Source organism: Vibrio chanodichtyis, from assembly GCF_028863985.1.
Classification (GTDB): Bacteria; Pseudomonadota; Gammaproteobacteria; order Enterobacterales; family Vibrionaceae; genus Vibrio; species Vibrio chanodichtyis.
Map to the genome: position 1 here is coordinate 429,307 of NZ_JARBFT010000001.1, position 22,218 is coordinate 451,524.

The 22,218-nt window shown below is 46.5% G+C and carries 15 protein-coding genes; 12 read left to right on the forward strand and 3 right to left on the reverse strand.

Features of this window, described 5'->3' with window-relative positions; all coding sequences use genetic code 11:
* Window positions 1-11: 11 nt before the first annotated feature.
* From PUN32_RS01805 to PUN32_RS01815, 3 genes are all read left to right on the forward strand, one after another.
* Window positions 12-1,763: an EAL domain-containing protein gene (locus tag PUN32_RS01805; protein WP_274721557.1), complete on the forward strand. Its 1,752-nt coding sequence runs from the start codon at window positions 12-14 to the stop codon at window positions 1,761-1,763.
* A gap of 12 nt (window positions 1,764-1,775) precedes the next feature.
* Window positions 1,776-3,425 carry a tetratricopeptide repeat-containing response regulator gene (locus PUN32_RS01810; RefSeq protein ID WP_274721493.1) on the forward strand — a complete coding sequence of 550 codons (1,650 nt, stop codon included), beginning with the start codon at window positions 1,776-1,778 and terminating at the stop codon, window positions 3,423-3,425.
* A 347-nt stretch (window positions 3,426-3,772) separates the two neighbouring features.
* Window positions 3,773-4,606: an alpha/beta fold hydrolase gene (locus PUN32_RS01815; protein ID WP_274721494.1), complete on the forward strand. Its 834-nt coding sequence runs from the start codon at window positions 3,773-3,775 to the stop codon at window positions 4,604-4,606.
* Window positions 4,607-4,890: 284 nt separating this feature from the next.
* Here the strand turns inward: PUN32_RS01815 and rplY are convergent, their stop codons facing one another.
* Both rplY and PUN32_RS01825 read right to left on the reverse strand, forming a co-directional pair.
* Window positions 4,891-5,169, reverse strand: coding sequence for a 50S ribosomal protein L25 (gene rplY, locus PUN32_RS01820; RefSeq protein ID WP_274721495.1), 279 nt, complete (start codon window positions 5,167-5,169; stop codon window positions 4,891-4,893).
* A 184-nt stretch (window positions 5,170-5,353) separates the two neighbouring features.
* Window positions 5,354-7,129, reverse strand: coding sequence for a DEAD/DEAH box helicase (locus PUN32_RS01825; RefSeq protein ID WP_274721496.1), 1,776 nt, complete (start codon window positions 7,127-7,129; stop codon window positions 5,354-5,356).
* 133 nt (window positions 7,130-7,262) lie between these two features.
* On the opposite strand from PUN32_RS01825, the gene rsuA reads away from it, so the two are divergent.
* The 3 genes from rsuA (at window position 7,263) to PUN32_RS01840 (ending at window position 9,978) form a co-directional block, all read left to right on the forward strand.
* Window positions 7,263-7,958, forward strand: coding sequence for a 16S rRNA pseudouridine(516) synthase RsuA (gene rsuA / locus PUN32_RS01830; RefSeq protein WP_274721497.1), 696 nt, complete (start codon window positions 7,263-7,265; stop codon window positions 7,956-7,958).
* 155 nt (window positions 7,959-8,113) lie between these two features.
* On the forward strand, window positions 8,114-9,319 hold the full coding sequence (locus tag PUN32_RS01835) for a Bcr/CflA family multidrug efflux MFS transporter (protein WP_274721498.1): 1,206 nt from the start codon (window positions 8,114-8,116) through the stop codon (window positions 9,317-9,319).
* Window positions 9,319-9,978: a DUF2913 family protein gene (locus tag PUN32_RS01840; protein ID WP_274721499.1), complete on the forward strand. Its 660-nt coding sequence runs from the start codon at window positions 9,319-9,321 to the stop codon at window positions 9,976-9,978. The genes PUN32_RS01835 and PUN32_RS01840 overlap by 1 nt, the downstream gene beginning before the upstream one ends.
* Window positions 9,979-10,009: 31 nt before the next feature.
* Here PUN32_RS01840 and PUN32_RS01845 read toward each other — a convergent pair whose 3' ends face one another.
* On the reverse strand, window positions 10,010-11,449 hold the full coding sequence (locus tag PUN32_RS01845; protein ID WP_274721500.1) for a DUF2867 domain-containing protein: 1,440 nt from the start codon (window positions 11,447-11,449) through the stop codon (window positions 10,010-10,012).
* Window positions 11,450-11,606: 157 nt separating this feature from the next.
* Between PUN32_RS01845 and PUN32_RS01850 the strand changes: the two genes are divergently transcribed.
* From PUN32_RS01850 to PUN32_RS01875, 6 genes are all read left to right on the forward strand, one after another.
* Window positions 11,607-12,953, forward strand: coding sequence for an MATE family efflux transporter (locus PUN32_RS01850; RefSeq protein WP_406707937.1), 1,347 nt, complete (start codon window positions 11,607-11,609; stop codon window positions 12,951-12,953).
* A gap of 125 nt (window positions 12,954-13,078) precedes the next feature.
* On the forward strand, window positions 13,079-13,750 hold the full coding sequence (locus tag PUN32_RS01855; protein ID WP_274721502.1) for an ABC transporter ATP-binding protein: 672 nt from the start codon (window positions 13,079-13,081) through the stop codon (window positions 13,748-13,750).
* Window positions 13,731-16,199, forward strand: coding sequence for an ABC transporter permease (locus PUN32_RS01860; RefSeq protein WP_274721503.1), 2,469 nt, complete (start codon window positions 13,731-13,733; stop codon window positions 16,197-16,199). The genes PUN32_RS01855 and PUN32_RS01860 overlap by 20 nt, the downstream gene beginning before the upstream one ends.
* Window positions 16,200-17,318, forward strand: coding sequence for a lipocalin-like domain-containing protein (locus tag PUN32_RS01865; RefSeq protein WP_274721504.1), 1,119 nt, complete (start codon window positions 16,200-16,202; stop codon window positions 17,316-17,318).
* A gap of 239 nt (window positions 17,319-17,557) precedes the next feature.
* Window positions 17,558-18,709, forward strand: coding sequence for a Na+/H+ antiporter NhaA (gene nhaA / locus PUN32_RS01870; RefSeq protein WP_166014895.1), 1,152 nt, complete (start codon window positions 17,558-17,560; stop codon window positions 18,707-18,709).
* 620 nt (window positions 18,710-19,329) lie between these two features.
* A complete protein-coding gene (locus PUN32_RS01875; protein ID WP_274721505.1) occupies window positions 19,330-22,215 on the forward strand; it encodes a pyridoxal phosphate-dependent class III aminotransferase in 2,886 nt (961 codons plus the stop codon).
* The last annotated feature ends 3 nt before the right edge of the window (window positions 22,216-22,218 follow it).

Consider the following 22,218-nt stretch of genomic DNA (forward strand, 5'->3'; position numbering starts at 1 on the left):
TGATGAAAATACTGATAGTGGAAGATGATCGGATTCAGGCAACTAGTCTGAAACTTAAATTAAGGCAACTTGGGTTGCATGAGGTGATTTGGGCTGAAAATGGAATGGCCGCGCTAGCCTTATGTAACACTGTGAGCGTTGATTTGATGTTTTGTGATATTCGCATGCCACAAATGGATGGCATCAGTTTGTTATCACAACTGAGTCAACAAGTGCCCAATTTAGGGGTAGTGGTGGTGAGTGCGGTTGAGGATGCCATTCTTGAGTTGACCCGTAATATGTGCAGTTTGGCCGGTTTTCCTTATGTGGATTGTTTAGCCAAACCTTATGCCCTAGATTCGCTACAGCGAGTGATCGACAGCTTCAATAAGCAAGTTCAAGCGGAGGATGAGCGTGAACGTTACTCAACGCTGAGTTTAACTAAGGATGAAATTAAACACGCTTTTGAGCATGATTATATTTTTAATTATTATCAACCGCAGTTTGATTTTCGCACTGGGGCAATGGTTGGGGTCGAAGCGTTGGTGCGTTATCAGCATCCAGTGCACGGTACGCTCAGCCCTGCGGTGTTTTTACCGCTGATTGAGCAATGTGGTTTGCATGATCAGCTATTTTTAACCGTACTTGAAAAGTCGATTTCTGCACTGGCAAGTATTGGCGCCGATTTGCAGCTTTCGATCAACATTAGCCAATCTAATTTGCAGCAAGCGATTTGCGATCCGATCCTTGCGATTTGTGAACAACACCATTTTGCGCCTAGCCAATTGACTTTAGAGCTGACCGAACATGAAGTTTACAACGGCACTATGACCTCGCTCGCCAATCTAGCTCGACTGCGCATGTATGGTGTCGGTTTGTCGATTGATGATTTTGGCACTGGCTACGCTTCATTAGCGCAACTGGCGCAATTACCGTTTACTGAGCTGAAAATTGACCGTAGTTTTGTGCACGATCTAGCCACCAATTACAAACATCAGCAATTGACTAATATGTGTCTTTTGTTGGCGCAATCTTTGGGTTTACATTGTGTGGTAGAAGGGGTTGAAACTGAAGAAACGTGGCAATACTTACGCCATCTTGGGGTGGATACTTGCCAAGGTTATTACGCAGCTAAGCCGATGCCGATTGCACAACTGAGTGAGCTGTATAGCAAAAATCGTCATCAGCACCTTGATGGTCAGAGCATGGATAATGGTTGGCAAATTTTGTTGGTCGACAGCCAAATGACCAGTGCACAGGCCTTACAAAAAATTTTGCGCAAAGCGGTCAATGTTAGCCAAGTGTTTATTGCGCAGGATGTTGAACAAGCTCAGCATATATTGCGTGATTTACCGATCAATCTGCTGGTGGTGGAAAGTAAGTTGTTATCAGCGCTTGAAGCGAGTGAATTTCGTGACTACCTTGCCCTTGATTATCAAGGGGCGTCTATGGTGTTACAAGATAGCTTAGTCATCGAGGATCTATCCTGTGAGGGGATCGCAACGATTGTGAAAGCGAGCACCTTAGCGGAAACGGCCAATCGTATTTTGCAGCAAGCCGAGCGCAGTAATTCACACTTACTCAGTACCCCAAATGGACTCGAGCAGCTTTCAGAACGAGAGCTAACGGTGGCTAAGATGCTCGTCGAAGGGCAGTCCAACAAACAAATTGCTCTGCAACTGGATATTAACCAAAAAACCGTCAGCACCTATAAAACTCGGGTTATGACTAAATTAGGTATTAAATCAGCCGTTGAGCTGGTTCGATTTATAACAATAAAATAGATTTTTAAAAATATGGCAATTCCTTCTTTTTCTGAACTCAAAGTTTTGGTTATTGACGATGCGCCCATCGTACTTACCAGTTTGCGCAGTATGTTGCTCAAGTTGGGTTTTTTAGAGCCGAATGTTGTATGTAGTAAAAGCCCACGAGCGGCAGTATTTATGGCCGGGCGTCAAAAGTTTGATATTTTTATTTGTGATTACAATTTCGGTAAGGGACTCAATGGCAAGCAAATTTTTGAAGAGCTGAAACACTATAAGCTGCTCAAACAGGAAGCCGTATTTATACTCGTGACTGGCGAGAGCTCATCTTATGTGGTGCACTCGATTTTAGAACTTAAGCCCGATGAATACATACTTAAGCCGTTTAATATTCTGACCTTGCAGGATCGACTGACCAACGCGATTTTACGTAAAACCGCACTGCAAGCGTTATATAAAGCGGAGGCCGACGGAGAGGCAGAGCTGGGATTGAGTCTGTGTGATGAATTAGAGCCATTTAACAGCGATTACTATTTTGTGATTCAAAAATTTCGTGGCGATTTTTTAACCCAGTTGCGCCGTTTTGATTGCGCACGTGAAGTGTATCTTGAAACGTTAGAGCATAAAGATTTTGATTGGGCGAAAATCGGGCTGGCGAATGCGCTCAAGCAAACCGGGCGGCATGTCGAAGCGACGCAAGTGATCCAAGAGCTACTGGCCAGTGCCCCCAATAATGTGCGCGCTCGGGTGGAGGCGGCCAGTATCAGCTTAAGTAATAACTCCATTCCAGATGCGATTCATCATTTACAGATTGCCAACCAAATTGTTCCAGGCCACTCCGATCGTGAATGGGTGTTGGCTAATCTTTGTCTTTCAGTGGGCGATACGGTCTCTGCATTGGAGCGTTATCGCTTGTATACTGAGATCAATAAAGAAACCTATCGCAACACCCACCACATGCAGCTTAATTTAATTCGTATTTTATTGTATGCCGTGCGTCAGGCAGAGCCTATCCTGCGTGCTCAATGGTTGTCACAAGCAAAATTGATACTGAAAGGGCTGTATGATAAAGGCCAACAGGAACAATTGATGCCTCAGTTAGAATTGGTTGCCGCTCATCTCGCGATGGAAGAGGGGGAACTGGGGATTTCGGTGGATATTTTAAATAAGATTTATCGTGCCAAACCGTTTGAGTTATTTGAAGATCGTTACCATTTTACTTGGCTACTGAATGTGATGGGATTTGATTCTGAATTTGCCAAATGCATTGGTTGGTGTAATGAAGCATTGCTTAATCAAGAGGGTGGTATTTTACTTGAGAGCAAAATTGCATTAGGTAAAGCATTGAAACAAGCCAATCAAGACAAATTGCAATGGCTGGAGCAGCGTTATCAAGCGTTATGCAGTAAACAACAGACGATTGATTCGCTTTTGGATATCTATATTGAAATTTTAAATCGTTGCCCTACCTTACGCACGGTTTGTATGAAAGTAGTTACCATCTTATCCCGCTATTGGCCAACTAAGCTGACGAGTGTGGAAACCGATGAATTATTGCAAAATTGCCACCGTACGATTCAGCAGTTAATGACGGAAGAAGAGTTGGAGAATGCCAAGTATGGTGAACTATACAGAAAGGCCATTAATTTTCGGACAGCATATCGCGACTCTAAAATCGAATGATATAAACTATGGGATTATTTGTATAAACTTTAGAATATAACATATGGAATTATATTATATAAATATTGTTGAACTAATGGCCATGAACTGGTTCGTATAATAAATTAATCTCTTTGTTTGTAATTATTTGTAAAATATAGGAACAATGGATTACATTGCTGGTTTTATATAGTGCTGATTAATGTTGGGTTAGCTATTTATCTTTGATAGTAAATATAAAAACATGTATTTTTTCTTCACTTTTAGGTGGTTGTCTTATTTGATTGCTTTCAGTAGGATGCTAAATGACTCTTCCGTTTAATTAAACGCGATGAGTTTTTAGTCAGCATAATTAGAAGGATATAACCATGAAAAATATAGTGAAATTTATTCCATTACTAATGTTAATATTATCTTATCAGGTTAAATCAGATGAGCTTCTCATATTAGAGACTAGAGCTGGTATCACACAGCCGGTATTATTGTGGGAAACTAAAAATCAAGAGCCAGAGTTTCTGGTGGTTTTTTTTCCTTCATCAAATGGTAATATTGGATTAACTAGTCGTGACGGAGTTGTTGGCGCTGAAAGATTTTATCTTTTGCAAAACTTACGTGAAGAATTTGAACCATCTAAATTTGCAGTAGCAATTATTGATACTCCCTCGGATCGTAATGGGCTTGGAGAATCATTTCGACAATCTGAAGAGCATTTTGTTGATATGAAAATAGTGTTGTCGGAGTTAAAAAAACGTTTTCCAAGCAGTAAAGTTATATTGATGGGACATAGTCGAGGGTCTGTTTCTGCTGGACATGTATCTCGAGCTTTGGATAGTCAAGTAGATGCAACAGTTTTGCTTGCGGCCCGCTATAAAGAGTCAGCAAGACCTGTCGATGCACCTCAGGAAGCACCTGGAGGTAAGGGCCTATCTGAGATTAATTTCGATAAATTAAATAAGCCCACTTTGCTTGTTCATCATGTTAATGATGCCTGTCCATCAACACTTTATGCTGATGCCAAAGAAAAGGAAATATACGCACCGCTGATAACAATAAGTGGACCAGTCGATAAATCGCCGATGGATACAGGTGAGTTTGCATTATGTGCACCTGGTACTAACCATTGGTTTTCTGGGCAAGAAAAGCTGGTTGGCGAAAAAATCATTGCATGGTTAAGTGAAATAAATACAGTTAAGACAATGTAATTGAATTAATTTTTGCTTTAACGTGCTCTAATAATTTCAATATGGGGCAAGGTTTATCCTTGTCCTTTTTTTGCTAAAAAAGTTCAGTCTGCTATCAAATATTATTTAAACTAAGCTGAGGTAAGATATTGGCAGTATACCTATAGGTTAGAGCTAAAAACGGTGAAACCCCGATAGTTGGTAGCTATCGGGGTTTCGAATTTTTAGACTTTTCGGTTGGTAAGACCGATGATCTTATTTATGCAAAAGGTTGGATTTGATCCGATTAATTCCTAGGTAGGGAATTAGATACGGATAAAGTCCATGTGCTCAACTTTTGGCTTATAAGCGTGACGTTGAACATCTTGTGGTTTCACTTTCACTTCTTGGCCGTCGATAACCAGAACGATAGCTTGGTAAAACTCAGGCTTGTCCATTTGGTTCATCACGTCATCGTGGTTCAGTGAAATAGACACTGGAGCTGCTTCACCACCGTAAACGATCGCTGGGAAGTAACCAGTGTGACGTAGGCGGCGGCTCGCACCTTTACCTAGGTCAGTACGTAATACTGCTTCGAATTTCATAGTATTTACTCTCAAATTAGTAAAAAACAGAGTGACAAGACAATGCGACCTTGTCTATGTCGTCAAATTTCTAACCCATTTGAACGGGCTAGAAACGAGCGCGGATACTAGCATTCATCCAACCATTGAGCAACTAAAAAACCTGTTTTACGCTCTGTTCTACGCCAATGCTAATCTTGTTTGGTTAAGCGGTTAGATTTGAGCGTAATGGGCGATCAATGTCGGAAGTAAACTCATCGGCAAACACGTGATCGCGTATTGCCCAAAACCGACCGGATTTACGGGCAATCACAAATAACGGTGGACGAAAGCGGTGCTGATGATCCACCACTTTACTTGGCGTTGCCGCATCAAAAGGGCGATGCTTATCTGCCAAATGGGGACGCACAAATTGATCGCGAAATCGCTGTTTTTGGCGTGCTGTGGTTAATGGCCAAAAGTGGTGAACTTGCAGCGCATTGTCGCCGTGATAAGTGACTTGTAACTGACTCTTGCCCTGCGCGTCTTTATGCACGTGTAAGCTCATTTCAAGGCATTCAAACACCAAGGCATCTTTAAGATTCAGCGCTTCTTTGAGTTTCTTATCCGGATCGACTAGCGTGGCATCGCATTCGTGGCAGATGCGCGCGGCAATGTCATTATCCGCTCCGCACTGATTGCAGTATTTGGCACGGAAACGATAGCCGCAATGTTCGCGCTCACCGCTCTCTGGATCAGTGAAATAGCCTTGGCAGCGACGACCATAATGCTCAAGCAAAAAGCCGTTAGCATCCAGTTTGCCCCAAAAGTTATTATTAAAACCGCAAGCCGGACAGGGGATAGTGATAATCTCACTGTCTGAATCCGGCTTAGGATCGCCCACTTCAGGTTGATACAAATCATATTGATTACCGGCGTAATCGAGCACTAAACAGTCGGTTTTTCCTTCGGCGAGCCGTAAGCCTCGCCCGACTATTTGTTGATACAAGCTGACTGATTCGGTCGGGCGTAAAATTGCAATTAAATCCACGTGTGGCGCATCAAAGCCGGTGGTAAGCACCGAAACATTGACTAAAAACTTTATTTGGCACTGCTTAAAAGCTTGAATGATGCGATCGCGCTCTGGGGTTGGTGTATCGCCAATCACTAATGCGGCTTGCTGATCGGGGAGTAACCGATAAATTTCTTCAGCATGACGCACCGTGGCAGCAAAAATCATTACTCCTTGGCGATGGTGAGCAAGTTCAATGATCTGTGCGATGATTTGTGGGGTTGCGCGCTGTGATTGTTCAATCACTAGATCGAGTTCAGATTCACGATAGCGGCCGGTGTTGGCGGGTTTCAACTGCGAGAAATCGTAACTCATCACCGGAGTATCAATCAGTTTGGCGGGAGTGAGAAAGCCCTCATCGAGCAGATAATGAATCGGTAGTTCGAAAATGCAATCACGAAAAAAACGCGCTTCGGTACTGCGCACTAAACCTCGGGTATGGTATTGATAAATCCAGCCCATGCCGAGCCGATAAGGGGTGGCAGTCAGCCCTAGCACTTTCATGTTAGGATTGAGCTCAAGCAGATGCTGGATGACTTTTTGGTAGCTGCTGTTTTTATCATCCGGCACTCGATGACACTCATCAATCACCAATAAAGAGAACGGATCGGTAAATTCCGCTAAGTTACGCACCACCGATTGCACTGAAGCAAACACTACCGATTGATCGGTTTCTTTGCGGCCAAGACCGGCGGAAAAAATCGCGCCAGTTAAGCCATAGCCTTCATATTTGGCATGGTTTTGCTCAACTAACTCTTTCACATGCGCCAGCACTAAGACTCGTCCCCGAGCAAGGCGTGCTAACTCCGCAATCACTAAGCTTTTACCGGCTCCGGTCGGTAGTACGATCACTGCTGGCGTCGAATGCTGGCGAAAATAGTGCACTACGGCTTTAACCGAGTCTGTTTGATAAGGTCGTAACGTATACATCCGCAGGGGGGTACCGAGGTTAGGTTGGCAATTGGCGGGTTTTGCACCGTTTGATGTGCATCGCAAGCAATTGCGCTGGGTAATTATGCTGTCAGGTCTGTATAATAACCGACTTCCAGCCAATGAGGTAAGCATGCGTTTAGATAAATTCCTGTGTGATGCGCTCGGTACTACGCGTAAAGAAGCGACGATGCTTCTCAAAAGTGGTGAAGTAACCGTTGATGCAGTGGTGCAAAAAAGTGGTGCGTTTAAGCTTAAACCGAACTTTCGGGTTGAGTGGCAAGCGCGTGAAATCAGCGTTCAGGGCCCGCGCTATATTATGATGCACAAGCCTGAGGGGGTGGTGTGCTCGCACGAGGATGGGTTTAATCAAACCGCCTTTATCTTGCTCGATGAAGTGAATATTCACGATCTGCACTTCGCTGGACGTTTGGATGTTGATACCACAGGTTTGCTGCTGATCACTGATGATGGTCAATGGTCGCACAGGGTGACATCGCCCAAACACAAATGTGAAAAAACTTATCGTGTGTGGCTGGCTGATCCGATCCAAGCCGATTATGCCGAGCAATTTGCACAAGGCATTGAACTGCGTAATGAACGCGAACTGACCTTGCCCGCTCAGTTAGAGATAATCAGTGCCACCGAGGTTCTGCTCACCATTCACGAAGGCAAATACCACCAAGTGAAACGGATGTTTGCAGCATTAGGTAATAAAGTGATCGGCCTGCACCGTGAGCGGATCGGTCACATTCTTTTGGATGAGCAGCTTGAGCCGGGTGAGTATCGTTATTTAACGGAATCTGAAATCGCTTCGGTTTGGAAATAGTTTTGGTTAGGAAAAATCGCTCTAGTTTGGCAACAAAAACTGCTTTTTGAAATCGATGATTGCTCAATTAAAACGGGTAAATGGCGATATTTTTGACCATAATTCACATGTTAAAACATGATTTTTAATACCACCAGTTAGCTTGACGGAGAATTATGTCAGCCCCAACTCTCAACGCTCAACAAGCACCTCAAATGAGCTTGTTACTTTATATTGTGCTCGGTGCGCTTGGTGCTTTGACGCCACTAGCGATCGATATGTATTTACCTGCGATGCCGACCATTGCCCGTGATTTTGGCGTTAATGCTGGCGCAGTACAAATTACCCTGACCGCGTATACCGCCGGTTTTGCCATCGGGCAACTGCTGCATGGCCCACTGGCCGACAGTTTTGGTCGTCGTCCGGTGATGCTATGCGGGATTTTTCTGTTTGGGATTGGTGCTGTGGCCAGCGCCACCACTAATGGTATCGAAGCATTAACCTATATTCGTGCCGCACAAGGTTTTGCCGGTGCCGCTGCCGCGGTGGTGATCCAAGCCGTGGTACGCGATATGTTTGATCGCGAAGATTTTATCCGCGCGATGTCGTTTGTCACCTTAGTGATCACGCTGGCCCCGTTAGCCGCGCCGATGATCGGCGGTCATTTAGCGGTCTGGTTCGGTTGGCGCTCGATTTTCTGGGTGTTAGCGCTGTTTGCCGTGCTAGTGATTGCGATGGTGCTGTGGAAGATCCCTGAAACGCTGAGCGCAGAGAACCGTCAACCGCTACGTTTTCGTAATACCATGCGCAACTACTTTGACCTGTGCAAAAATCCGGTCGCGATGGGGCTGATTTTCTCCGGTGCTTTTTCGTTTGCTGGCATGTTCGCTTTCTTAACCGCTGGTGCGTTTGTTTATATTGATATTTATGGTGTTAGCCCTGATCAATTCGGATATCTGTTTGGGCTCAATATTGTCGCAATGATCGCGATGACTAGCCTCAATGGTCGCTTTGTGAAAAAAGTCGGCTCGCACAACATGCTGCGCTTTGCACTGTTGATCCAACTGCTGGCTGGGATTGGTCTGTTTATTGGCTGGTTACTGGATTGGGGCTTGTGGGGAATTGTACCGTTTGTGGTGCTGTTTGTGGGCACCATCTCGACCATTGGCAGTAATTCAATGGGGCTATTGCTGAGCCGATATCCACGCATGGCGGGCACCGCTTCATCGTTAGCCGGCACGCTGCGTTTTGGTACCGGATCGGTGATTGGGGTGGTGGTCTCAGCGCTACCCGGTACGCAAACTTGGCCGATGATCTTAGTGATGGCGGCCTGCTCGGTGTTATCGGGTGCCTTCTATTGGATGTTAGGAAAAAATGCATAATGGCAAATTACTATTTAGAAATTCAACATGTGGTCAATTCTGCACTGGCGGAACTCGCGGCGGAGCATAAAGCGGGCAAACTGGCCAACGCACCGGTGGCGAATAACCATTTTTTAGTGCATTGGGTAACCAAAGCGCTCAAAGCTCAGCGTTTTGACCGCTGTGTGGGCGATGATTTGACTCAGTGGCAAAAAGCGGGGCGTTCGAAAGGCAACCAGTCGCAACTGTTGCCAACCTTTCAACGGATTTCGGCGTATTACGCGCATTTTTTTGCTGAACAAGACAATCAACCGATCACCGATCAGCAGATTGAAGCTTTTCTGGATGAGATGGAGCAAGCAGGTTGGGAAGTTTCGACTTCTGAGCCGTTGGTCAATGCGGGGAAAGTGCAGATTTTTACTGATGGCCAAAATTCACTGGCGCTCTGCTCTGTGCAGTGTGAAGCGTGTTTTGATGGAGAAGTGTTGGCTAAACCGATGAATTGGTTTGTACGTGGTCACCATGCGGCTTTTATCGAAAAAGCGTTTGCGGCTGGATTTATGGTACATAAGCAGACCGATTATAAATCGAATGTTAAATATCACGGCGAGTACCTGATTTTTCCGGCCAACCATGGAACCCAACTGGCAGAAATTCCACTCTCTTTTCGAGTTGAATAACGCTTTCGTGCCTCTGGTATCCTAGATCCCGTTACTGATGGTGGCGGGATTTTTTGATGATGGCGCGTACCATACCGCGAAAGATAAATAGGTGCGCTGGCATCATGGCATACCAATACAGCAAGCCTAGCCAACCTTGTGGATGCCACCACGCAGTGATGCTAAGGCGTCGTTGAGTACCGAGATCTTCAATCATAAATTCTAAACGGCCTAAACCTGGGCCTTTCATACCAAATAACAATGACAAAAATTGCTGCGGTTGGCAGCGGATCACTTTCCACGAATCAATAAAATCACCCACCACTAATTGTGCACCAGCAGGGTGATGCCGAATCGGTGGCTCACCACCAAACAGCACATCTAACCATTCACGAACTCGCCACAGACTATTGGCAAAGAAATAGCCTTGATCGCGCTGGCCAATCGTTTGGATCACTTGCCACAAGGCGTAACTGCTTAACTCGGTTTTGATACTAGCTCCCGCTCGCTTAGGGTAATAACCAAAGCCCGGTTGCCAGCGTTGAATGGCGTTAGGATCAAATCCCCAAATTTGGCTGCGTACGAAAGTCCCTTCACTATTGATGGCTTGAGTGACGGCGTCACGATAAGACAGCAAGGTTTGTGGATAGCGTGCGATAATCGCGCGGTTATCTGCGATGAAATCGTGCGTCAATCCGGCCAGTAGAGAGCGACCAATGGCGCTGGGTACTGAGGTTACTATCCCTAACCAGTGTGAAGCGATATAAGGAGTAAGCCAGCGGGTTGACCACAGGCGAAACGGTTTGCCAGTCAGTTGGCATAGTAGGCGAAATTGTTCGCGATAACTCAATATCTCCGGCCCACCCAGCTCAAAGATTTGATCGGTAGAAGGTTGCTCTTGTGCAAACTTAAGTAGATAGGTATTCAGGTTGCTCAGTGCAATCGGATTGGCTTGCGCATCGATCGATTGGGGGGTGATTAATATGGGCAGGTTATACACAAAATCACGCATGATTTCGAAGGCAGCGGAGCCGGCACCAATAATCACACCGGCTCTAAGCTCAGTGATTGGAACATGAGACTGACGCAAAATTTGTCCTGTTTCATAACGAGCTTGCAGATGGGGAGAACGATGAGATTGTGGCTGCAGTGAACTTAAGTAAATGACATGTTGTACCCGACTATGGCTAGCATCGAGAGCCTGTTTGACGTTGTGGGCCAATGACAATTCGTAATCGACAAAATCACCGCCGTGCGCCATACCGTGCACTAAGAAAAATACTAAATCGTAGTGGGGAAGAGTGGCGAGTGTTTGCTGGCGATCGGCGAGATCTAAACGCAGAAGTGTCAGGTTAGGATGAGTGGGTAAGCGGGCATTGAGATCTTCTATGCTGCGCGAAGCGGCAGTGATTTGATAGTCTGCTTCTAGCAGTCGTGGCAGCAGTTGTGCTCCCACATAACCGGATGCTCCCAGTACTAAGACTTTTTTCATCTACCCGCCTGTTTAATCGTTTGTTGTGACTATGCTCACATGAGTATAATAGCCGCAGTTTTTTTCTGCTTGCTATGTCCTTCACTAACCTAAAAAAAGGACGAGCATCACGCTTTGGAGTGATCTTGTGTCTGTTGTCTCTCACGTTTTATCCCACATGCGAGGGGATTTTTTTCGCCGTTTGATCGCGATAGCACTGCCGATCACCTTGCAAAATATCATGTTCTCCAGCCGTGGTTTAGTTGATGTTTTGATGCTCGGTCAGTTGGGTGAAGCAGAAATTGCTGCGGTCGGTGTAGCCGCACGTGCCACTTTCGTGACCACCATTATGCTGGTTGGGGTCACCACTGGTGGGGCATTATTAACGGCGCAATATTGGGGGGCTGGCGATCGCAAAGGGGTACGTGAAAGTACCGCGCTGACTTGGTTAGTCGCCAATTTCTTCGCGTTGTTTACCGTATTGCTGTTCTTATTTTTCCCGCAGCAAATTATGTCACTTACCACCGAGTCTGAGCAGGTGAATGCACTGGGTAGCCAGTATCTGATCATCACCGCTTTGACCATGTTTGCAGTGGCATGTGTCAGCAGTATGGCGGTAGGGCTACGGGCGATGCATAAACCCGGTGTGAGCACCTTTTTCAGCGGTATTGGTATTGTGGCCAACGTAGTGCTGAACTGGATGTTGATTTTTGGTCATTGCGGCTTTCCTGCGATGGGGATTGAAGGCGCGGCAATTGCTACTTTGTTGAGCTGTGCTATCGAAGTTGCTTGTTTGTACAGTTATCTGTATGGCAAACAGCATTTAATGGCGTTTGGTTGGCTGGATATAAAAGCGGTGTTGGGTTGGCCGAAAATTAGCCGTTTTTTGCGCTTGTCACTGCCGACCACCTTTAACTTTTTAGCTTGGGCTGCGGGTTTATTTACCTACCATGCGATCATGGGACAAACTGGGGTGCAGGGACTCGCGGCATTATCGGTGATGACGCCGGTTGAATCGATTTCACTGAGTTTATTGATTGGGATGTCGAGTGCTGCCTCGGTTTTGGTCGGCAATCAACTGGGAGCAAAAAATTATCAAGCCGTTTATTATCAAGCCATTGGTGTGACAATCTGCAGTGTGATTGTCGGAGTTCTGGTCGCGATCACGCTTTATACAGTGCAAACCCCAGTACTGGATGCCTTTAGTGCGTTGAGTTCAGAGACGCGTGCGCTGTCAGAGAAATTTATCGTGATCATGTGTATCGGGATCGTGCTGCGCTCACTGCCGATGATGGTGATTGTCGGTGTACTGCGTGCTGGGGGGGATGTGAAATACTGTCTCGCTCAAGATATGGTGGCGCAGTGGTGTATTGGTATCCCACTGGCGGCGTTTGCCGCGTTGGTGCTGAAAGTTGATCCAGAATGGATTTATTGGCTGTTTCTTACCGAAGAGTTGGTGAAATGGGGTAGCTCATTGCACCGCATGAAAAGTAAGAGATGGATGAAAAATCTGATTGAAAACTAAAGATTAATTGTTGGATATTTGCAAATTAATGCATAAGGTGTGATCGGCTAGCCAAAATACTTTCTCCACTTAGGGTTTTGGTGTAGATTCGGGTTCCAGTTCCATTATCGGCAATGAGTGGTTTGATGCTACAACTAATCGACCTATGCAAAGGCTATGTAGACGGCGATGAATTTCATCCGGTTTTGCAGGGCGCTGAGTTGAGACTGAACCTCGGGGAGCAGTTAGCACTGATGGGCGAAAGCGGCTCAGGTAAAAGTACACTGCTCAATTTGATTGCTGGTCTTGATAGTGCCGATTCTGGGGAAATTTGGTTTCCCGGATTTCCAATGCATAGCACCTCTGAGCACCAGCGTACCGCCTTTCGGCGTGGTAATATCGGGCAGATTTTCCAACAATATAATTTGCTGCCGACTTTGAATATTGCCGATAACATTCGTTTCTGTCGCCAGCTTAAAGGGTTGCCTGAAGATGCTGAACTGTGGCGACAAATTCTTTCCGCACTCGATTTAATGCCGTTGCTTGGCCGTTATCCAGAAGAAGTGTCTGGTGGTCAGCAACAACGCGCCGCGATTGCTCGGGCTTTGTATATGGAGCCGAAGATCCTGCTCGCTGATGAGCCGACCGGTAGTCTTGATGAGCGCAATGCCGAAGCGGTGATGCGCTTATTAACCAGCTTAACCCGTGAATTAAATTGTGCGCTGCTGCTTGTCACGCACAGTGAGACAGTGGCGCAGCATATGGATGGCTGCATTCGCCTGCAAGGAGGACAACTGCATGTTATGGCCCGTAGTTAAGGCACTACTGGGGCATTATCGACGCTATCCATTACAGATTTTTCTCGTCTGGCTCGGCTTGACACTCGGTGTTTCGTTATTGGTTGGGGTGACCGCGATCAATCACCATGCGAGACAAAGCTATGAGCATGGCGAAAGACTGTTTGCGAACCCTCTGCCTTATCGAATCCGCTCTAAACTGAGCGCCAATAAAATTCCACAAGGTTTTTATATTCAATTGCGCCGTGATGGCTTTGAGCAGTGTGTGCCTTTTGATGATTATCGGCTCAGTACCCGCGCTGGACTGGATATCATGCTCCAAGGGGTCGATCCTGTTGCTTTACTCTCACTTGACAGTGGTAAGACCTTAAACCAGCAAACAGGATTGCGTCTGATGCAGCCGCCTTATCCGGTGATGGTCAGCCAAGAGCTGGCTAAATTACAGGGCTGGAAAGAGGGTGATCACATTGCTTTGGAGGATGGTTCAACTCTTGGGCCGATCACCATTGATGCCGGCAATCAAGTCTCCGGGATGCGAGTGATTGCTGATCTGTCTTTGGTGCGCAGATTGAAAAAAGGCTCAGGACTGACGGTGATCGCCTGTGCTGATATGCCGCCCGCCAAGCTGGATAGGCTGAAACAAAATTTGCCCAATGGCTTAACCTTAACCCGTAGTACCCGTTCAGAATTAGAGTCGTTAACCCAAGCTTTTCATCTCAATTTAACCGCTATGGGAATGTTGGCTTTTTTGGTTGGCATCTTTATTTTTTATCAGGCGATGTCACTGTCGATGGTACAACGACAGCCGTTGGTGGGAATGCTCAGACAGCTAGGGGTCAGTGGTTGGCAGCTCATGCAGGCAATGCTGGTTGAATTATTGCTTCTAGTTCTGCTGTGCTGGCTATGTGGTAACGTATTCGGTTTACTGTTGGCTAATCAGTTAATCCCTGCAGTGGCAAGCAGTTTGGGCTATTTGTATAACGCGAATATAGATTTGGCGATTGCTTGGAACTGGTCGTGGAGTAGCTACAGTTTATTGATGGCGCTATTTGCCTCAGTGGCTTCTTGCGCTTGGCCTTTAGTGCGTTTATTGCGCTCACAACCGATTCGTTTATCCGCCCGCCTTTCACTGGTGCGTTTTGCTGGTAAGGAATTCAAGTTACAAGCGTTGTTGGCTTGTGTGTTGGTGATGGTGGCGATAGCACTTTATCAAGTCTCGCAAACTCAGCAATCCGGTTTCATCATCATCGGTTTAATTTTGTTGAGCGTGGCACTGATTACGCCATATCTAATTTGGACGCTGTTCACCAGTTTTTCTTACACTTTACGCTGGGTTAAAATTCGTTGGTTCTTTGCCGATGCGGCAGCGAGTATGAGTTATCGCGGCGTCGCTACGATGGCCTTTATGGTGGCGTTGGCGGCCAATATCGGCGTGGAAACCATGGTCGGTAGTTTTCGAGATACCACTGATCGCTGGCTAAGCCAGCGGCTGGCGGCAGATCTCTATCTCTATCCTAGTAATAGTGTTTCAGCGCTGATGAGTGATTGGTTGGAAATACAACCTGAGGTGAACTCGGTATGGCAGCGCTGGCAAAAAGATTTCACTTCGCAACATAGCTCGGTGCAAATTGTCAGTACTGGCCCTTCAGAAGGTGAATTAGACTCATTGACGGTAAAACTTGGTGTGATGAACTACTGGTATCATTTACATCACTCCCGTGGCGTGATGGTCAGTGAATCAATGGCGCTTAAACTCGGTATTCGTCCCGGCGATTCAATCGATCTGCCTGAGCCAATGGGGGCAAATTGGACCGTACTCGGCGTTTATTACGATTACGGAAATCCCTACCATCAAGTGATGGTCTCGCATCAGAATTGGATCAACGCGTTTGCTGGCTCTGGTAATGTGGTATTAGCCGTGGTGCTGAACGAAGGGGCAGCGGGTGAAGGGGCGGCCGGTGAAAGAATTAAGCAACGTTTGAATGCTATTTTTAGGCTCAGCGCCGATCGGGTGGTCGATAACATTCATCTACATAGTCATGCAATGCGCGTGTTTGATCGTACTTTTTCGATTGCAAGTACGCTCGGCAACATTACCTTGTTGATTGCGGTGTGCGGGATCTTCTTCTCGACTTTAGCCGGTGAAACGTCTCGTTTACGGCATATCTCATTACTGCGTTGTCTTGGTGTTTCTGGCAAAGAGTTAGTGTTGATCGGTGGCATGCAGTTATTGGTGTTTGGCGCGATTTCATTTTTGATCGCATTGCCACTGGGGCTGACTCTGGCTCACTTGGTGATTGATTTGGTAATTAAACCCTCATTTGGTTGGACGATGCCATTGCAAATTGTACTCGGAGAGTATCTGCATACTATCGGCTGGGCGATGGTGGCTTTGATGCTAGCAGGAGCCTTGCCGGTCATTCGCTTGGCGCGCAAATCACCGATGAAATCATTGCGAGAGGCGCTATAAATGCTTGGTCTGCATAAACGTGGTTATCAATGGCTCGGGATTGCGCTCGCGATACTTTTGGCCGTGAGTTGCTGGGTGGGTTATGAGCAAGATGAAAATCTTAACCAAGGAGACAATACTGCGCATGCTCAACGTGCTACTTCTCAAGCGGTATTTGAACCTGTACTGCCTCATTATCCGGTACGTTTACCTGCAGATTTTTTTTCGCGCCCTGAATTTGCCCAAGAGTGGTGGACGCTATATGCTTTGCTGGAAGATGAACAAGGTAAATCACTGAGTGTACAGTGGAATTTTCTGCGTTTAGCGCAAGATGATCGCAATAGTGTTGGCTGGCAGACTCCGCAGCTTTATTTCTCTTCGATTGTGATTAATGGTCAAAAGATCGCGTTGCGCGATCAAAAAATGGCTCGTGGTGGAATTGGCCAAGCTGGAATTGGTAAGCAGCCTTTTCGGATGTGGATTGATAATTGGTCGTGGCGCTCACTCGGTATTGGGCCGTTTCCGGGACATTTGCAACTGGTAACGGATGAATTTAGCCTTAATCTACAATTATTAGCTCAAGGGGCCTATCGCTTAGCGGGTGAACAGGGGTATCAAGTCCGGCAAGATTTACTGGCGCTGGCCAGCTATCAATTTGAACAACCGAATATTGTGCTGCAAGGAGAGTTAGCCCTCAGTGGTACGCAACCGACACGGCGTGTCACTGGCCGAGCATGGTTGAGTAAAGAGTGGGGCAGTGATTTGGTTGCCAACGCGCAGATCGGTAGTGATCGCTTGGTGATCCCACTCAGTGATGAGCAGTGGTTAACCGTTAACCGTGTCCGCCATCAAGGCGTTGCGGATTATGTTTATGGTATGTTTCATTCGCGCCATGCTCCCAGCGTGGTGTTAACTGATCAAGATATTCAACTCGAAGCGCTTTCTGTATCGGTACTCAGTAATGGTAAACGTCTGCCACTGCGTTGGCGGCTGGTGATCCCTAAGTTGCAAATCAATGTGACGATTGAACCACTGGATAAAGAGGCTTGGCACTCGTTTCTGATCCCTTACTGGGAGGGGCGGATTAAAATTTTAGGCTCGCATACGCAAACCGGTTTTATACAGTTATCCGGCTACTGATTGGGATACATCACGGTGATGGGATTTCGCGCTGAAAGCGTGTGAACGATTTTTTGTGGTGAATACGGCAAGGGATTGTGTTGCGATAATATCGGTCAAATTTCACGCTAAAATCAATGTTTGTTCGGAAAAACCGAATTAATGCCTCATTACAATCGATTTTTCCATCGAGCTAAGCCTAGCTAAACTCTTGGGCTTCTGTTGTTAATCAATTATTAACATAATTTAAGGACAAACTTATGCCTGACATGATTCGAGATTTCTTCAAAATGGAATCTGCGGGTGGCATTTTACTTGTGATTGCGGCTGCTATAGCCATGATGATTGCCAATTCAGCGATGGGTGATGGATACCAAGCCTTGCTACATACCTATGTGCTGGGTATGTCAATATCGCATTGGATCAACGATGGTTTAATGGCCGTATTTTTCTTGTTGATTGGTTTAGAAGTAAAGCGTGAGTTGTTAGAAGGTGCGCTCAAATCCCGTGAAACGGCGATTTTCCCAGCGATTGCTGCGGTCGGCGGTATGCTCGCCCCCGCATTAATCTATGTGCTGTTCAACTTTAATGATCCAGAAGCAATTCAAGGTTGGGCGATCCCCGCGGCAACCGATATTGCCTTTGCGCTCGGTATTATGGCGCTACTCGGTAAACGGGTTCCGATTAGCTTAAAAGTGTTTCTGCTTGCGCTGGCGATTATTGATGATCTCGGTGTGGTGGTGATTATTGCCCTATTCTACAGCAGTGATTTATCCATCATTGCTCTGGCTGTGGGTTTGCTGATGACCGGTCTGTTGTTTATTTTCAACGCTAAGGGCGTGACCAAACTGAGTTTTTACATTATCGCGGGTTTGATTTTGTGGTTCGCAGTATTGAAATCCGGTGTGCATGCTACATTGGCTGGTGTGGTGATTGGTTTTGCTATCCCACTCAAAGGCGCTAAAGACGGTCATTCTCCGCTAAAACACCTTGAGCATGCGCTGCATCCGTATGTTGCGTTCGCGATTCTGCCGGTGTTTGCCTTTGCCAATGCGGGAATCTCACTACAAGGTGTTTCTATCGCAGGCTTGACTTCAATGTTACCGCTTGGAGTCGCGTGCGGACTATTCTTAGGTAAACCGATTGGGATCTTTAGCTTTAGCTGGGCTGCGGTCAAGCTGGGTGTGGCGAAGCTACCAGAAGGGATCAACTTTAAGCATATCTTTGCCGTATCAGTATTGTGTGGAATTGGCTTTACGATGTCGATTTTCATTTCATCGTTGGCGTTTGGTGAAGCGAATCAAGCGTATGATACTTACGCTCGCTTAGGGATCTTAATGGGTTCTACCACTGCGGCATTATTGGGCTACGCTCTATTGCGTCTCTCATTACCGCTGAAAGCTGCGCAGTAATTCTTATCGCGATTTAACAACTCTAGCCTCCGCCAAGCGGGGGCATTTTTATGGCTGATTTTTTGAATATCCTACAATTTATTGTCTTTGATGATAGCCAACCGGAACGTGGATAACTTGAGTCCAGTTAAGCAAAATAAGTCATGTGCGGGCTTATAACTTTTTGTATCAATTAGACCCTGTAACTGATGCGAATAAGTATTAAAAACGATTGCGCTTGACTTTCCTTTTATGCTAATGTTCGCGCCAATCTCAGACTGAGCTTCTGGGGGACACGCGTGATGACCATTCAGGCTGATTGTGACATCACGTAGGGTAGGTATCGACAAGTCCTTTTGTCGATAGACGGGATACTCTTGCTGCGAAGCAGCATGTGCATGGGAAACCCAACATTGAACTCACTTAACTTATGCATACTAATCAGCTTTGTACTTCCTCTTTGTCCTGTTCAACAGGATCGCAGTATTACAGAACCTTGATCACCTGATTTAGCACAACTTCGTCATATCAATCATGACCCAGACTCCGGTTTGCTTTAGCAAACACGGGTAATTTTGCTATTCGTTTTTCCACCACCTTCTCAAGAAAAGCGAAAATAAATCATCTCAAGGGGAAACAAGATGAGTACAGCCTTTGAAGTCGATAACCACATCGCAACTCTGTTTTCAACTCAAGTGCCGTTATTAGACGGTCTTTACGATCTCACTCCTGACCAAGTGCTGCTGGATCAAGCTGCGCATGAATCGGAAGTGCGTTCATACCCACGTCGCATTCCTATCGCGATTAAACAAGCTTACGGCTGTTTAGTTGAGGATACTCGTGGACAGATTTTCTTGGACTGTTTAGCCGGTGCGGGCACACTAGTGCTTGGCTATAATCATCCAGAAATCAATCAGGCGCTGAAATCACAGCTCGATTCGGGATTGCCATATCAGACTCTGGATATTGCTACACAGGCCAAAACCCATTTCATCAAAACGGTGAAAAGCTTTTTGCCATCAGCCTTAGCGGATGATTGTGTGATCCAGTTCTGTGGTCCATCCGGTGCCGATGCGGTTGAAGCGGCGATTAAACTGGCCAAGCAAACCACTGGTCGTAACACCATGTTTGCTTTCCGCGGCGCATACCACGGGATGACCAACGGCACTATGGGTATGATGGGCAACCTAAATACCAAAGCACGTCGTACTGGGTTGATGTCGGATGTGCACTTTATGCCATTCCCATACAGCTTACGCTGCCCGTTTGGTTTAGGTGACGATGAAGGCGCAAAAGCCAGCATTCGCTACATTGAGCGTCTGCTAAACGATGATGAAGCGGGGATCATGAAACCGGCCGCGATCATTGTTGAACCAGTACAAGGTGAAGGCGGGGTGATCCCTGCGCCAGCTTTCTGGTTGCGTGAACTACGTCGTATCTGTGATGATCACGGCATTTTACTGATTTTCGATGAAATTCAATGTGGTGTTGGCAAAACCGGTCACAACTTCGCGTTTGAAGAATCGGGTATTATTCCAGATGTCCTGTGTTTATCTAAAGCCATCGGTGGCGGTTTGCCAATGTCGATCTTAGTGATCAACAAAAAGCATGACACATGGCGTCCAGGCGAGCACACCGGTACTTTCCGTGGCAACCAATTAGCCATGGTTTCGGGTGCTAAAGCGTTGGAAATTATTCAACGTGATAACCTAGTTGAGCATGCACGCGTTGCGGGTCAATATCTGCGTGCCGGTCTGGAAAAAATCCAAAGCCGAGTCAACTGTATCGCCGAAGTGCGTGGTAAAGGCTTGATGCTGGGGCTGGAAATTAAAGATCCAAGTGGTGAACTGAACCAATTTGGCGAGCCAAAATCAGCGCCACAACTGACCCTTGCTATTCAACGTGCAGCGCTTGAGCGTGGTTTGATGGTTGAAAAAGGCGGGCGTGATGGCTCGGTGATCCGTTTCCTTCCGCCGGTCATTATCTCGTTTGAGCAGTTGGATTTTGCACTACGCGTATTAGAAGAAGCAATGTTGGCCGCTGGTGGTGGCAAAAAAGATCCTGAGCAGGCTAACCAAGAGTGGAAAAAACACTTCATTCATACCGGCCATATGGGTAGTCAAGAGTTCGCACAAGTGATGAACCATACCACGGCAGCGATGAAAGCCGTGTTTGAAGAGGTGAAAGCCCCTTATTCAGGTATTGACCCGAAAGCGCTGGAAGAAGCGATTTACGCGGTGGATCTGGATAATAAAAATGCTTCCTTAAAAGCCGTGATTTCTGAAACCGCGGAGCTGGTGGCGAAAAACTCGATCATGGTGCAGCATCCTGACTGTATTGCCCATCTGCACACGCCACCTCTGATGCCATCGGTGGTCGCGGAGGCGATGATTGCCTCACTTAACCAATCTATGGACTCATGGGATCAATCTTCTGCTGCGACCTTCGTTGAGCAGAAAGTGATTGATTGGATGTGTGAAAAATATCAGCAGGGTGCACAAGCGGATGGTATCTTCACCAGTGGCGGCACCCAGAGTAACCAAATGGGTCTGATGCTGGCGCGTGATTGGATTGCTGATCGCCTCAGTGGCCACTCAATTCAGAAATTGGGTCTGCCTGACTATGCGGATAAACTGCGTATTGTGTGCTCGAAGAAATCGCATTTCACCGTGCAAAAATCCGCATCTTGGATGGGGCTGGGCGAGAAAGCCATTCTGGCGGTTGATGCATTGCCAAACGGCACGATGGACGTGGCTCAGTTGGAAGCGGTTGTTACACAAGCAAAAGCGGAAGGTCTCATTCCGTTTGCAATTGTGGGAACCGCAGGTACGACCGATCACGGTGCAATTGATGATTTAGTGACGATTGCGGATGTTGCAGAAAAACACACACTATGGATGCATGTTGACAGTGCTTATGGTGGTGCGTTAATCCTTAGCAGCCATAAAGATCGTCTAACTGGGATTGAGCGTGCGCAATCGATCAGTGTCGATTTCCATAAGCTGTTTTTCCAAACCATTAGCTGTGGCGCGTTGTTACTCAAAGACAAGCATAACTTTAAGTACCTGCTGCACCATGCAGACTACTTAAACCGTGAGCATGATACGTTGCCAAACTTGGTGGATAAGTCGATTTCAACCACCAAACGTTTTGATGCACTAAAAGTGTTTATGACCATGCAAAACGTCGGCCCGCAACAACTGGGCGCGATGTATGATCATTTGTTGGCTCAAACGCTAGAGGTGGCGGAATTGGTGCGTCAGCATCCAAGCTTTGAACTGTTAGCCGAACCTTCACTGTCGACGGTATTGTTCCGCGCGGTCAGTGAGAAGGCGTCTGATCTGGATGAGCTTAATAAAGTGGTGCGTCTACAGGCATTAGTACGCGGTGTAGCCGTGCTGGGTGAAACGATTGTGGATGGCAAAACCGCTTTAAAATTCACCATCTTGAACCCATGCTTGCAGATGTCGGATTTCGAATCTCTACTGGCGAAAATTGAAACGCTAACCGCTGAACTAGCGAACTAAAGG